The following is a 13563-nucleotide window of genomic DNA, read 5'->3' as shown; positions in this document are numbered from 1 at the left end:
ATGTCAACAAGGTTTTGGATAAAATTACAATGATTTTCTTTTTTTTGATCTTCTTCTAAAAATAAAAATAGCAATACTTACCGAAATTAAAACCAAACTTATTAATTGTGCAATTCTTATAGGACCTAGCATCAAGCTATCTATTCTTAACCCTTCTATAAAAAATCTGCCTATAGAATATAATATAGCATATAATAGGAAAACTTCTCCTTTAACTTCTACTTTATTTTTTCTATACCACAATAAAAATAAAAATACTAAAAAATCCCAAATAGATTCATATAGAAAAGTCGGATGTACCTTCTGACCATTAACCATTATTCCCCAAGGTAAATCAGTTGGTGTGCCATAAGCTTCTTGATTTATGTAATTGCCCCATCTACCTATTGCTTGACCTAATATAATGCTAGGAGCAGTTATATCAGCAATTTGCCAAAAATTCATATTTTTCTTCTTGCAAAATACTATTGCTACTAAAACAGCTGCAATAATACCACCATGTATAGCCAATCCACCACCTCTAATATTTATGATTTTTAGCAAGTTTCCTTTATAATAATCCCAAGAAAAAATAACATAATATAATCTTGCTCCAATTATTGCAGCTGGAAGAACAAATATCAATAAATCAATTAATTTTTCTTCATCTACTCCAACTTTCTTAGCCTCTCTAACAGCTAAATATGTACCAACTAAAAAACCTATAGATATTAAAATGCCATACCATCTTATAGATATACCAAAAATTTCAAAAGCTACTGGATTCATAATAAATCTCCTCCAAAATTATACATTTTATTGTACACTATATTTTTAACGTTTTTTAATACAAAAAATACAATTGAGGAAATTGATACTTAATCAAAATATCGTTGTGCAATTTCCTCAATTTATTATAATTTCTTTTGCAACAATAAGTCAATACAAATATTTTACTTTATTATTGATAAGCAGCAATTATCTGATTTAAAATGATTATAAAACCTATCTTTTATGTCTTCAATACTTGCATTTTCAACTAGGTCTAAATAATCTAAAATAGAAAAATTATTAAAATAGTACGTTACAAATTGTGTAGAAATGTATTCTAAAGAATTAAAATTAATTATAAAATTACCTAATATCTTTTTCTTTATCCTGTTAAAATCTTCATCATTTAATCCACGTTTTTTAATATCAAATACATATTTATTTATTTCATCAAATACTTTAGCAGGATTTTCTGATTCTCCAATTAAAATTGAATGTCCATAATTTTTTTGTCCAATATATTGAGCACTAAAGCTATTATTTATCAAACCTTTTTCATAAAGTTTCTGATAAAATTCAGAGCTTTCACCAAATAGCATTTCCAATAATATATTAGTCATTATTTCCTTATATATAAGTTCCTTACCATCAAAACCTAAATCTATGTCTTTATATCCAATAGTGAATATAGGTATAGAACCCCCCATATCTTCCTCAATATAATCATTTTTTATTTTTATTGGTTCATCTGGATAAATACGTTTTATATTAGTTTGGTTATCAAAAATTTCTTTTTCATTTTTATTGCATTCAATTATTTCTAATGCTTTATCAAATTCAATATCTCCAGTTATAAATAATACCATATTTTGAGGGTTGTAAAATGTATTATAACATTTATACAGCATATCTTTATCAATCTGTTTTATGCTTTCAACTGTTCCAGCTATATCAATTTTTACAGGATGTTCATGATACATTATTTTAAGGCAATTGAAAAAAACTTTCCAATTAGGATCATCATCGTACATCTTAATTTCTTGTTCAATTATCCCTTTTTCTTTCTCAACATTTTCTTTTGTAAAATATGGATTTTGAACAAATTTTACGAGTAAATCTAAATTTTCATAAAATCTATCAGTACAAGAAAATAAATAAGCAGTTTGATTAAAATTTGTATATGCATTAACATATGACCCTAATTTAGAAAACATATCCATAATATTTCCATATGGCTCTTCAAATAGCTTGTGCTCTAAAAAATGTGCTATGCCTTCAGGTACTTTTATTGCACTATCCTCATTAACGGGGATAAAACTATTATCAATAGACCCATAATTAGTTGCAAAAATTGCATATTTCTTTACATAATTTTTTTTAGGCATTAAAAAAACTTTAAGTCCATTTTTTAATTCTTTATATATAAGTCTTTCGTTAATTTTTCTATTATCAATTATCGTGTTTTTCAAACTTATTCCTCCTATTGTATATGTTTTTAATAATTTTATAATGATATATTTTGTACTAAGCTAATCACAACTTTTTTCTTCTTAAAAAATATATTGTATCCATACTAAGATTAGAAACTGATTCTATTATTTCTTTTTTATTTGTTTTTTCAATATCATTAAGTATTTCTTCAATAGTTCTTTTATCACCAGTCAACACTTGACTAAAAATAAATTCTGATACAGCATATATGTTGTCAGTCATTGATTTAATAGATGTAATTATTGACTTCTTAGACTTTTCTATATCTTCTTCTTTAAATATTCCACTTTTTAGTTCTTCGACTTGTTTCTTTATAATATCTAAAGTTTCTTCAAATTTATCAGATTCAATACCTGAATTAATAAGCATAATAGATTTAAATTTATACATCTTAGTATATATATAATATGCTAAACTTGCCTTTTCTCTCACAGTTTTGAACAGCTTTGAATTTGAACTTCCCCCTAATATATCACTAGCAATTAATAAAGCACTATACTTTTCACTTTCATATGGAATATTCGTTCTAAACCCTATTGTAAGCTTACCTTGACTAACATTTAGATCTTCAAAAACCATATTCTTAGTCTTAATATCTTTAATAATATTTTCTCTTGGAACTATAATTGTATTTGTTCTGTCAAATTTAAAGATATTTTTTATATCTTTAGTATAATCATAATCATCAAAATTTCCTACTATGCATATTTCTACTGGGCTAGTAGCCAATATGTTTTTATAGTGTTGATATAAATTAATGTTATCAATATCGTCCAAATCCTCAACATATCCATAAGCATATAAACTAAATTTTTCATTCTTACACATTTCTTCTATACATCTTTCTACTGCATACTGCTTTTTATCATTAATTCTACTTTCTATCCTTTTTTTTAAGTTCTCCTTTTCTTGATTAACATAGTATTCATTAAATGATTCATCATAAGATAAAGGGTCATGAATTATTTCGTATAATATTTTTATAATATTTTTAAAACTATGGTCACTGCCAATAATACTTTCACTAGGAGTTTCAATAGAGAACCTTATAACCTGCCTTTCTCCTTTTTTATTGACATCTATGCTAAAATTTGACCCATAATGTTCTTCTAAAATTCTTTGTAACTTTAGTGATGAAGAATACTTCTTAGTACCCCTTTTCAAAACTAATGGTATTAAAGCATTTTTAGTTACTTCATTTCTATTCAAAGGCCTTACAAAATACACACTAATAATATTAGTTTTAAACTTATTTGTTTTTACTATATTTAGATTTACTCCATTACTTATGTTTTCTCTAGATACATTTAAAATCAATTGTATTAACCTCCTTATATTATTAACTAAAAATCTATTTCAAAAATAGCTTCAAAAAAATAATTTTGCAAAACTTATATTATTATTTATATGAAAATTCAAATAAAATTGTATTGAAATTTTTATATATTACCAGCTTTGAAGATTTACAAACTCAATACTTTTTTTCAAAATTAAAACAAAGTTCAAATCTTTTAAGAAACCATCAATAACCTTTATACTAACTGCCTCTGGTATTTGAACAGACTTGTGTATTTTTCTAGCTATCATAACATTCTCTATATTTGTTGTAGAAGGATTTATATAAATACAAATTATTTTCCCTACTCCTTGTTCCAAAAGTTCTTGAATAGCTTCAATATAATGTGTTTCTAGACTATGAATCCAGCCAAGCTTAACTTTGTATTCCTGAAGTCCTATTTTTTCAACTAAATACTTTTGAATACCTTGTCTAAACATCAAATCTTGTTTTAATGCGTTTACTGTGCTTTCATTTCCTTTATATTTATTATCATTTCCTACTAATATTACTCCTACATCTAAAACATTTTGTAAATCTATTTGTTTTATAATCTTATTTAAATAAGAAATCTCTGCTATAGTACTTTTCCACAATGTTTCAGTATATCTAACTTGAATATTTAAATTATAAAGTTTCATCTTATCAATTCGTTGTTTTAAAATACTTACTTCTCTACTATCTGTTAGAAAAACAGGAACAACTATAATATTATGGTACCCTTCATTCACTATATCAATTAAACTTTCTTCAACATATTTTGTATCATTTAAATATCCAATATACACCTTAAAGTCATCTGAAATTTCATTTTCCAGCATTTCTTTTACTTTAACAGTATTTTTTTTATAATAACTTTTTCCTATATTTTCATAATACTTTTTATTTCTGTATAATATAAAAGGTAATGTATACTTTTCCCAATAGTTACCATTAATCTTAATATTATTTATCTGTATTTTTAAGTCATACATTTCTCCTTCTCCTTTATATACCAATAAAACAGCCTGACCTTTTTCTTCAGTGTCATAATTTGGCTTATATATATTCATAACATAACTTTTTTGAAAAATAATGAGTATTGTAAGATTGTATATAAAAAATATAGTAATTAATATATGTAAAATATAAATAGATTTTTTTAAATTAAAAATTTTCTTTAATAACAAAATTAGTCCACTAAATGAAATAACTAAATATATATTTTCTTTAATTCCTGTATTTATCATGAACATAATTCCAAAAAAAACGAATATTATTGTATATACAATTAAACCATAGTCTATACTGTGTTTATACATAGCTATCCCTCTATTCAATAATTATTTAAATTATTTGATAAAATTACACTTCAAAATTCTTGATTTTACTATACAATATCCTCATATTATTAATATAATATGAAAAAAACCAGTCTATAGACTGGTTTTTTTCATACTTTTAGTAATATTAATAGTATTTATTAATTCATTAAAATTTTTTTCTCTGACCATTAACCATATATATCACTCTTTCACATATGTTAGTAGTATGGTCAGAAATTCTCTCTAAGTATCTTCCAACAAATAATAAATGTATTACTTGTCCCATAATTTTCTTATCCTCACTTAACATCTGAAGTAATTCAATATAAATATCTTTATACAAATTATCAACCACATCGTCCATACATGCAATTTTATTTGCTAATTCTACATCTTCATTAATAAAAGCATCAAGACTCTTTTCGAGCATCTCTTTTGTTAAATCTCCCATTTTAGGAATATCAATTAATGGCTTAATAAATTTTCTATGCCCAATTTTTTCTGCAACTCTAGCAATATTTACTCCATGATCGCCTATTCTCTCAATATCTGTAATTATTTTTAAAATTGCACCAATTTTACGTAAATCTTTACCTACTGGTTGTTGTAGTGCTATAAGCTCTAAACACTTCTTTTCAATTTCAGTTTCTATAAAATCAATTCTATCATCTAAAGCAATAACCTCTTTAGCTTTTTCTAAATCGCGTTCTATTAGTGATTTCAAAGCAATATCAATAACATCTTCTACCATAGCTCCCATTTTGAGAATAGATTTTTGTAACTGTTGTAATTCCTCATGATAATTTAACCTCATGAATAACCTCCTCATTAACCAAATCTTCCAGTAATATAGTCTTCTGTTCTATTGTCTGAAGGATTTGTAAATAATTTATTTGTCTTGTTATACTCGATCAAATCTCCTAACAAGAAAAATGCTGTATTATCAGAAATTCTAGCAGCTTGCTGCATTGAGTGCGTAACTATTACAATCGTATAATTTTTTTTAAGCTCAATTGCAAGATCTTCTATTTTAGATGTTGCAATTGGGTCTAATGCCGAAGTTGGCTCATCCATTAAAATGACCTCAGGCTCAACAGCTAATGCTCTTGCAATACATAATCTTTGCTGTTGGCCTCCAGATATACTTAAAGCATTTCTATTTAGTCTATCTTTAACTTCATCCCAAATTGCAGCTGCTCTTAAACTTTTCTCAACTATTTCATCAAGTAACCATTTCTTTTTTATTCCATGTACTCTTGGACCATAAGCTACATTATCATATATGCTCATTGGAAATGGATTAGGGCTCTGAAACACCATTCCAACTTTTTTTCTTAAATTAATTACATCCATATCCTCATAAATATTAACACCATCTAACTTAATTTCACCTGAAATCTTTACATTTTCTACTAAATCATTCATTCTATTTAAGGTTTTTAGAAATGTTGATTTTCCACATCCCGAAGGACCTATAAGTGCTGTTATTTCATTTTCATTTATGTCTATATTTATTTTTTTAAGTGCTTGAAAATCTCCATAATACAAATCTAAGTCTTTAACAGATATTTTTACATTTCCCATAATCACACTTCCTTCTTACATGATAGATGTTTTTGATTTGCTTAACTTTGTACCTAATTTATTCGCTATAAAATTCAATATTATTACTATTAATATTAATATTGTAGCTGTTGCAAAAGCTTTTTCAAACGATATTCCTTCTTTGCATAATAAATATAAATGTACAGTTAAAGTTCTTCCTGAATCAAAAACACTTGTGGGCACTTCACTAGCATACATCCCTGCAGTAAATAATAAAGCTGCAGTTTCTCCAATTATCCTTCCGATACTCAATATAACAGAAGTTAGTATACCAGGTATAGCGTTTGGAAGTACAACCTTGCTTATAGTCCTAAGTTTGGTCGCCCCTAGTCCTAAACTACCCTCTCTATAAGCATTTGGTACAGCTTTTAAAGCTTCTTCTGTTGTACGAATAATTGTTGGCAAAACCATCATACTAACAGTTAATGCCCCAGCTAATAAGGAAAACCCCAATTTTAAATAAGTTACAAAAAATAAAAATCCAAATAATCCAAAAATAATTGAAGGTATTCCAGCTAAACTTTCAGTAGCAAATCTAATAATTCTAACTATTTTTCCATGTTTAGCATACTCAACTAAATATATTGCAGCAAATATACCAATTGGTGTAGATATTAAAATTGATAATATTACAATATATAACGTACTAAATATACTAGAATATATTCCTCCTTCTTCCCCATTAGGATTTGTGGACAAAAATTTTATGTTAATTTCTCCTATGCCATTAATCAATATATAACCTAAAATCCAAAACAATATTCCAACTGTAATAAATGATGATAAAAATATCAGTATTTTTAATATTTTATCTTTCACCTTTCTATTCAATTCTTATTCACCTACCTTGTGCAATAAGGTATTTAAGACTAAATTGAGAATCATAATGAAAATAAATAAAACAACTCCAGTTGCAAATAGTGCTGATTGATGGTCACCATATGCATATCCCATTTCTATTGCAATATTCGCCGTTAGCGGTCTAAATCTATCTAAAAGAGAATGAGGAATAAGAACTGTGTTACCTGCAACAAGAATGACAGCCATAGTTTCACCTATAGCTCTACCTATCCCTAATACTACTGCTGCTAAAATACCCGATTTGGCTGCTGGAAGAATTACACCAAATATTGTTTGTATATGAGAAGCTCCCATAGCAAATGACCCTTCCTTATACGCTTTAGGTACTGCTCTAATTGATGTTTCCGAAATATTTACTATTGTTGGTAAAATCATAATTCCCAAAATAATACTTGCAGCTAAAAGACTATTTCCACCATTAAAGAATAATTTATCTATTTTGGGTACAATTACAAGTAAGCCAAAAAAACCATATACAACAGATGGTATTCCTGCTAACAATTCAACTGCAGGTCTAACTATCTTTGCTAGCCAGCTTGGAGCTATTTCCGCTATAAAAACAGCAGTTAAAATGCCTATAGGAACACCTATTATTATTGAACCTAAAGTAACATATACAGAGCCAATAATCATTGGTAATATTCCAAATATACCAGCTAAAGGTTTCCATCTAGTACCAAATATAAATTCCTTAAACCCAATTTTAAACATTACTGGAACTCCCTTAAAAAAAATAAACAAAGTTATAGTAATTACGCATAGTATTGATATACAAGCCGAAATAAAAAATAATTTTTCTGCCGCTGTTTCACTATTAATCTTCACTACAACATCACCACCAAGCTATATTAAATATAAATGCAGACTTCACATGATAATGAAGCCTAGCATTTACATTTAAACAGAATATAAAATTGAACTCTATTCTATAAACATATTTATTTTACAGGTATTTGTTTTTCTGCTACTATTTCTTGACCTTCTTCACTCATTACAAAATCTAAGAAAGATTTTACTTCAGATTTTTCTTGCCCATTAGTAAGCATTAAAAATGGTCTTGATACTTTATATGTCCCATTTATAACATTATCAACATTTGCATCGACACCATTTATTTTCAAAGCTTTTACTGTATCATCTAAGTATGAAAATGATATATACCCTATAGCGTATTCTTTTTTAGCTATATTTGCTCTTACTGCTCCATTACCTTCTGCTATTAAAGCGTCCTCTCTTACTGAACTCATTTTTTTACCATCGACTTCTTCTATTAAATCCATTATCTCTTCAAAAGCACCTCTAGTTCCTGAACCGTCTTCACGACTTACAACTAATATATCTTTATCTGGGCCTCCAACTTCACTCCAATTGGTAATTTCTCCTTTAAATATTGACGCTACTTGTTCTGAACTTAAATCTGTTACAGGGTTATTTTGATGAACTACTACTGCAATCCCATCATATGCAATTACGTGTTCTGTTAATTTCCATTCTTTTTCACCCGGCTTTAAATTTCTTGATGCTGTCCCTATATCTGCTGTTCCTTCATGACTAGCTTTAATTCCCGCTGTTGAACCTACTCCTTGCACTTCAACCTTAACTCCCGAATACTTTTCCATATACTTATTACCTAATTTTTCTGCTAAAGGTTGAACTGAAGTTGAACCAACTATTGATATTGTTGTTTCTTCTTTTTTATCTGATTCATTATTTGATGACGTTTGATCACTATTACCTGAACAACCTGCAAGAACACTTATAACTAATACTAAAGCTAAAGATAAAATTAATATTCTTGATTTCAAAAAAATTTTCATTTTATATCCCCTTTCATTATTTTGTTTTATTAATAACTCTATTAGCAATTATAATGTGCATATATTGATTATGGGTTAAGTTAATGTTAAAAATGTGTTAAATGAAAACAACTTAAACACTCTATTTATAATACTTTGAAAAATCAAACTTTATAGAGTTATTCAAGCACTATCCAAATATGTTACCATAATTATTTTGTATATAAGATTAAAAAAACTTATTTCTACATCATTGATTTAATTTTTAACTTTTAGAATTTTAACCATGTAGTAATTATGCAAGTTCATTAATTATTGTAAATACTTATATCAATCTAAAAATATGTTCTAATCGCTTATTATGTATTAGTTGAAGTAAAACAGTTTATATTATATAATTTGTCTAGTATAAGACACACTATAATAATTATTATTAACAATTGAAAGGAAGGTTTTTTATGAAATTAGGTATTGTAGGTCTACCAAATGTAGGTAAAAGTACACTGTTTAACGCCATAACTTCTGCAGGTGCAGAATCAGCCAATTATCCTTTTTGCACAATAGAGCCAAATGTAGGTGTAGTTTCGGTTCCAGATAAACGTCTTGATGGCCTTGCTAAACTAGTAAACCCAGCGAAGATAACTCCTGCAGTTATTGAATTTTTTGATATAGCTGGTCTAGTAAAAGGAGCAAGTAAAGGTGAAGGTCTTGGAAATAAATTTTTATCACATATCAGAGAAGTAGAAGCAATAGTACATGTAGTAAGATGTTTTGAAGATGAAAATGTGACACATGTAGAAGGGAGAATAAACCCTATTGAAGACATAGAAATTATTAATCTAGAACTTATATTAGCAGATCTTGAAGTAGTATGTAAACGAATCGATAAAACTGAAAAACTACTTAAAGGAGATAAATCTTATCAAAAGGAAATAGATATACTTAATAGAATAAAAGAAGCTTTTGAAAACAATTTACCTGCTAGAAGTTTAGAATTTAACGATGAAGAAATAAAGTTTGTCAAAAGTTTAAATCTTTTATCATTTAAACCAGTGTTGTATGCTGCTAATATATCAGAAGATGATTTAATTTCAGGAGAAGAAAATATCTATGTGAAAAAAATCAAAGAATATGCAAAAAAAGAAAATTCAGAGGTTTTAACAATATCTGCAAAAATTGAATCTGAAATATCTGAATTAAGTAATGAAGAAAAAATCTCCTTCTTACAAGATTTAGGATTAGAAGAATCAGGCTTAGACAGGCTTATCAAATCAAGCTATCGTCTGCTAGGGTTAATTAGTTTTTTAACAGCAGGTCCTAAAGAAGTTAGAGCTTGGACTATAAAAAAAGGTACTAAAGCTCCTCAAGCTGCAGGAAAAATCCATTCTGATATAGAAAGAGGCTTTATTAGAGCAGAGGTAATAAGTTATGACGAATTAATCAAATGTGGCGGATTTACTGTTGCAAAAGAAAAAGGTCTTATTAGACTTGAAGGTAAAGATTACATAATGAAAGATGGAGATGTTGTTTTATTTAGGTTTAATGTATAAATTAAACGGATGGTAATAACTCCCATCCGTTTTACCCTATTTCAATTTAAGCTTTGAAAGTCTTTCTATCAATTGAGATGATATTTTTTCCAAATCTTTTACACTATTAGTTAGGTTAGTAACTATAGAAGTTTGTTTGTCAATTCCTAATAGCACTTCTTGATTTGCATTATTATTTTCTTTAGAAATATCTGCTAATTTTTGTATTTTATTGGTAACTGTAGTAATACCTGCCGACATTTCCTCAGATGCTGCAGAAACTTCTTGTACATTATTTGAAACCTTATTAATTGATTCGACTATTTCTTCAAACTTTTCTATAGCATTGTTTACAAATTTATTTCCTTCAATAGATTTTTCAGATACAATTTTCATAGAATTTCCAGTATTTTTTATATCTTCTTGAACTTCTTTAACTAATTTAGAAATTTCGCTAGCAGATTTTCCAGATTCTTCAGCAAGTTTTCTTACTTCTTCAGCAACTACTATAAAGCCTTTTCCATTTTCACCTGCCCTTGCAGCTTCAATAGATGCATTAAGAGCAAGTAAATTAGTTTGCTCTGCAATAGCTGTAATAGTATCAACTATACTATTTATTGCCTCAGATTTTTTTCTTAACTCTTCTACTATATTAGATGCATTTTCAACAACATTTACTATTTCATTAGAATGTTCCTTCATTTTACTCATTACCTCATTACCTTCAATAGCATTACTGCTAGTAGCAACAGCTTGTTCTGTTACTAACTGAGAGTTTTCTGCTACTTGAGTTATAGAATCACTTATAGAAGTAAGACTTTCAGAAGCACTAAGTATTTCATTATTTTGTCCTTCTATTCTATCAGTAATATTTTTTACAAGAATGTCCATGTTTTTAAAATCTTCAGCAACTTCTAAAAATGTTCTAGCAAATTCTTCAGATGTTTGATGGAGCTGATAAGAGGTATTGTTCACCTTTAATAATATTTCTTGGAGAGTATCTAGCATCTTATTAGTATAATAAGCTAAATCTCCTATTTCATCATTGCTATTAATATCAATTCTCTTAGTCAAATCTCCTTCTAAATTAGCCATATCTTTCATCGTTGCAACTAAAGCTTCTATTGATTTTGTCTGTTTCCTTGTAATACCTTCTACTATTATTCTTACTAAAATCAAAAATCCTCCTAAAATTATTATTAATGTAATTACCAAATTTTGTATAAACTTTATAAATATATCAGTTTTCACACTTAAACATATAATAGATTTTATACCTTCTTCACTTTTTACTGGTATGTAAGCAATCATATCAGTAGATTTATTTGCTATATTATGTTTTCCCTTACTAATTGTAGTTTTTCCGGTAGACACAGCTTTTTCAATTAAATTTATATCTTTAGAAATATACTCTTCACCAAATTTCGTATCTTTATTATTATCTGTATCAGCTACATAAATCCACTTGTTATCTCTATTTAAAGTTATTATTGAAATACGATTGATAAAATTTGACAGTTTCGAATCCATCATTTCAAATGATTTTTCAAGCTTTTTTTGTATTTCTAAAATTTGGTTGTCTTTCAATTCATCACTTAATATTGCACCATCAATATCTTGTGTAACAAAAGAAGACATTCCATCTACTGACATTATTATCGCTTTACCAATCGTATTTTTTACTATAAAATAATTTCCAACTCCTATAACTAAAATAATACAAGTAACTAATATCATTATCTTATTTGTCCATTGTTTTCTAATATTAATCCTTTTTTTATTTTCCATAATGTCCCTCCTTGACATTTTCTTGATATAATTATAACACATTTGCAACATTATGGATAATTTTTGTCGAATAATCTATGAAATAAAAAAGAACCCGTAAAAGGTTCTTTTTTTTTCGCTTTATTTAAAGCTTATAGCTTTTTTAGGACATTTTTCAATGCATAAACCACAACCTACACACTTATCTTCATCCACTTTATGTTTTTCTTTTAAACTGCCTTCTATAGCATCAACAGGACAATTTTTGGCACATATAGTACATCCTATGCATTTATCTTCATCAATAACTGCTTTTTTTCTGTTTTCTAATTGAGCTTGTATTGCACCAGTAGGACATTTTTCAGCACAAATCATGCAGTTTCTACATTTTTCATAATTTATCTTAGCTAAATTATTTTCAAACTCTATAGCGTCAAATGGACATGATTTTACGCATAATTTGCAGCCAATACAACCTACAGAACACTTGGATTTTACGTCCTTCCCAAATTCTTTACTATTACATGTAACAACTACCTGTTGGGAATAAGGAACAAGCTCTATAACACTCTTAGGACAAACCTCAATACATTTACCACAAGCTGTACATTTTTCAGGGTCTATTTGAGCTATACCATCTACTATATTTATAGCATCAAATTTACAAGCATCTACACAAGTGCCAAAACCTAAACATCCATATTGGCAAGATTTGTTTCCCCCTTGTACATTGTTAGCTGCTTTACAATCCTTAATCCCATTATATTCATATTTTTCTTTTGCATTACAACTTGTTCCTTGACATAAAACTTTCGCTACTTTTTTTTCTCCAGCATCTGCAGCTACACCCATTATTTGACCAATTTTTTCAGCAGATTGAGCTCCCCCAACAGGGCAAGCATTAACTGGAGCTTTTCCAGCTGCAATAGCCTTTGCTAATCCATCACATCCAGGATATCCACATGCGCCACAATTGGCACCAGGTAATGCTGCTCTCACTTGCTCCTCTTTGGGGTCAACTTTAACAGCAAAAGCCTTAGAAGCTACTGCTAATCCTACGCCAAAAATAAGTCCTAGCCCTCCTAATACAAGTACTGGATATAAAATGCTCTCCATCATCTCAC

Annotated in this window: 12 protein-coding genes; 1 reads left to right on the top strand and 11 read right to left on the bottom strand. The window is 27.9% G+C overall.

Going from position 1 to position 13563, the window contains the following annotated elements; all coding sequences use genetic code 11:
• Positions 1–24: 24 nt before the first annotated feature.
• From lgt to ACZ41D_RS07345, 9 genes are all read right to left on the bottom strand, one after another.
• Positions 25–768 (bottom strand): prolipoprotein diacylglyceryl transferase, encoded by a 744-nt coding sequence (gene lgt / locus ACZ41D_RS07385; RefSeq protein ID WP_464150791.1) that lies wholly within the window; start codon positions 766–768, stop codon positions 25–27.
• A 164-nt stretch (positions 769–932) separates the two neighbouring features.
• Positions 933–2219 (bottom strand): EF-P 5-aminopentanol modification-associated protein YfmH, encoded by a 1287-nt coding sequence (yfmH, locus tag ACZ41D_RS07380; RefSeq protein ID WP_464150790.1) that lies wholly within the window; start codon positions 2217–2219, stop codon positions 933–935.
• Between the two features lie 64 nt (positions 2220–2283).
• Positions 2284–3558, bottom strand: coding sequence for an EF-P 5-aminopentanol modification-associated protein YfmF (gene yfmF / locus ACZ41D_RS07375; RefSeq protein WP_464150789.1), 1275 nt, complete (start codon positions 3556–3558; stop codon positions 2284–2286).
• A gap of 129 nt (positions 3559–3687) precedes the next feature.
• On the bottom strand, positions 3688–4878 hold the full coding sequence (locus ACZ41D_RS07370) for a hypothetical protein (protein WP_464150788.1): 1191 nt from the start codon (positions 4876–4878) through the stop codon (positions 3688–3690).
• A gap of 169 nt (positions 4879–5047) precedes the next feature.
• Positions 5048–5695: a phosphate signaling complex protein PhoU gene (phoU, locus tag ACZ41D_RS07365; protein WP_464150787.1), complete on the bottom strand. Its 648-nt coding sequence runs from the start codon at positions 5693–5695 to the stop codon at positions 5048–5050.
• A 14-nt stretch (positions 5696–5709) separates the two neighbouring features.
• The gene (gene pstB, locus ACZ41D_RS07360; protein WP_464150786.1) at positions 5710–6465 is read right to left on the bottom strand and encodes a phosphate ABC transporter ATP-binding protein PstB; all 756 of its coding nucleotides are present in this window, start codon (positions 6463–6465) and stop codon (positions 5710–5712) included.
• 15 nt (positions 6466–6480) lie between these two features.
• Complete coding sequence (gene pstA / locus ACZ41D_RS07355; protein WP_464150785.1) at positions 6481–7317, bottom strand: phosphate ABC transporter permease PstA; 837 nt, start codon at positions 7315–7317, stop codon at positions 6481–6483.
• A gap of 3 nt (positions 7318–7320) precedes the next feature.
• Positions 7321–8172, bottom strand: a complete 852-nt coding sequence (gene pstC / locus ACZ41D_RS07350; protein ID WP_464150784.1) for a phosphate ABC transporter permease subunit PstC — start codon at positions 8170–8172, stop codon at positions 7321–7323.
• Between the two features lie 113 nt (positions 8173–8285).
• The gene (locus tag ACZ41D_RS07345; protein ID WP_464150783.1) at positions 8286–9164 is read right to left on the bottom strand and encodes a phosphate ABC transporter substrate-binding protein; all 879 of its coding nucleotides are present in this window, start codon (positions 9162–9164) and stop codon (positions 8286–8288) included.
• 437 nt (positions 9165–9601) lie between these two features.
• On the opposite strand from ACZ41D_RS07345, the gene ychF reads away from it, so the two are divergent.
• Complete coding sequence (gene ychF, locus ACZ41D_RS07340; RefSeq protein ID WP_464150782.1) at positions 9602–10693, top strand: redox-regulated ATPase YchF; 1092 nt, start codon at positions 9602–9604, stop codon at positions 10691–10693.
• A 36-nt stretch (positions 10694–10729) separates the two neighbouring features.
• Here ychF and ACZ41D_RS07335 read toward each other — a convergent pair whose 3' ends face one another.
• Positions 10730–12460 carry a methyl-accepting chemotaxis protein gene (locus tag ACZ41D_RS07335; RefSeq protein ID WP_464150781.1) on the bottom strand — a complete coding sequence of 577 codons (1731 nt, stop codon included), beginning with the start codon at positions 12458–12460 and terminating at the stop codon, positions 10730–10732.
• Between the two features lie 120 nt (positions 12461–12580).
• Positions 12581–13558 (bottom strand): RnfABCDGE type electron transport complex subunit B, encoded by a 978-nt coding sequence (rnfB, locus tag ACZ41D_RS07330; RefSeq protein WP_464150780.1) that lies wholly within the window; start codon positions 13556–13558, stop codon positions 12581–12583.
• Positions 13559–13563 lie beyond the last annotated feature (5 nt).

This window comes from Brassicibacter thermophilus, from assembly GCF_055378355.1.
The sequence above is the reverse complement of the archived record's forward strand: the minus strand, read 5'-3'. Positions and strand labels throughout refer to the sequence as shown.

Coding starts and splice junctions, on each gene's coding strand:
- lgt (WP_464150791.1), bottom strand. CDS start 768: ATGAATCCAGTAGCTTTTGAAATTTTTGGTATATCTATAAGATGGTAT.
- ACZ41D_RS07370 (WP_464150788.1), bottom strand. CDS start 4,878: ATGTATAAACACAGTATAGACTATGGTTTAATTGTATATACAATAATA.
- phoU (WP_464150787.1), bottom strand. CDS start 5,695: ATGAGGTTAAATTATCATGAGGAATTACAACAGTTACAAAAATCTATT.
- pstB (WP_464150786.1), bottom strand. CDS start 6,465: ATGGGAAATGTAAAAATATCTGTTAAAGACTTAGATTTGTATTATGGA.
- ACZ41D_RS07345 (WP_464150783.1), bottom strand. CDS start 9,164: ATGAAAATTTTTTTGAAATCAAGAATATTAATTTTATCTTTAGCTTTA.
- ychF (WP_464150782.1), top strand. CDS start 9,602: ATGAAATTAGGTATTGTAGGTCTACCAAATGTAGGTAAAAGTACACTG.
- ACZ41D_RS07335 (WP_464150781.1), bottom strand. CDS start 12,460: ATGGAAAATAAAAAAAGGATTAATATTAGAAAACAATGGACAAATAAG.
- rnfB (WP_464150780.1), bottom strand. CDS start 13,558: ATGATGGAGAGCATTTTATATCCAGTACTTGTATTAGGAGGGCTAGGA.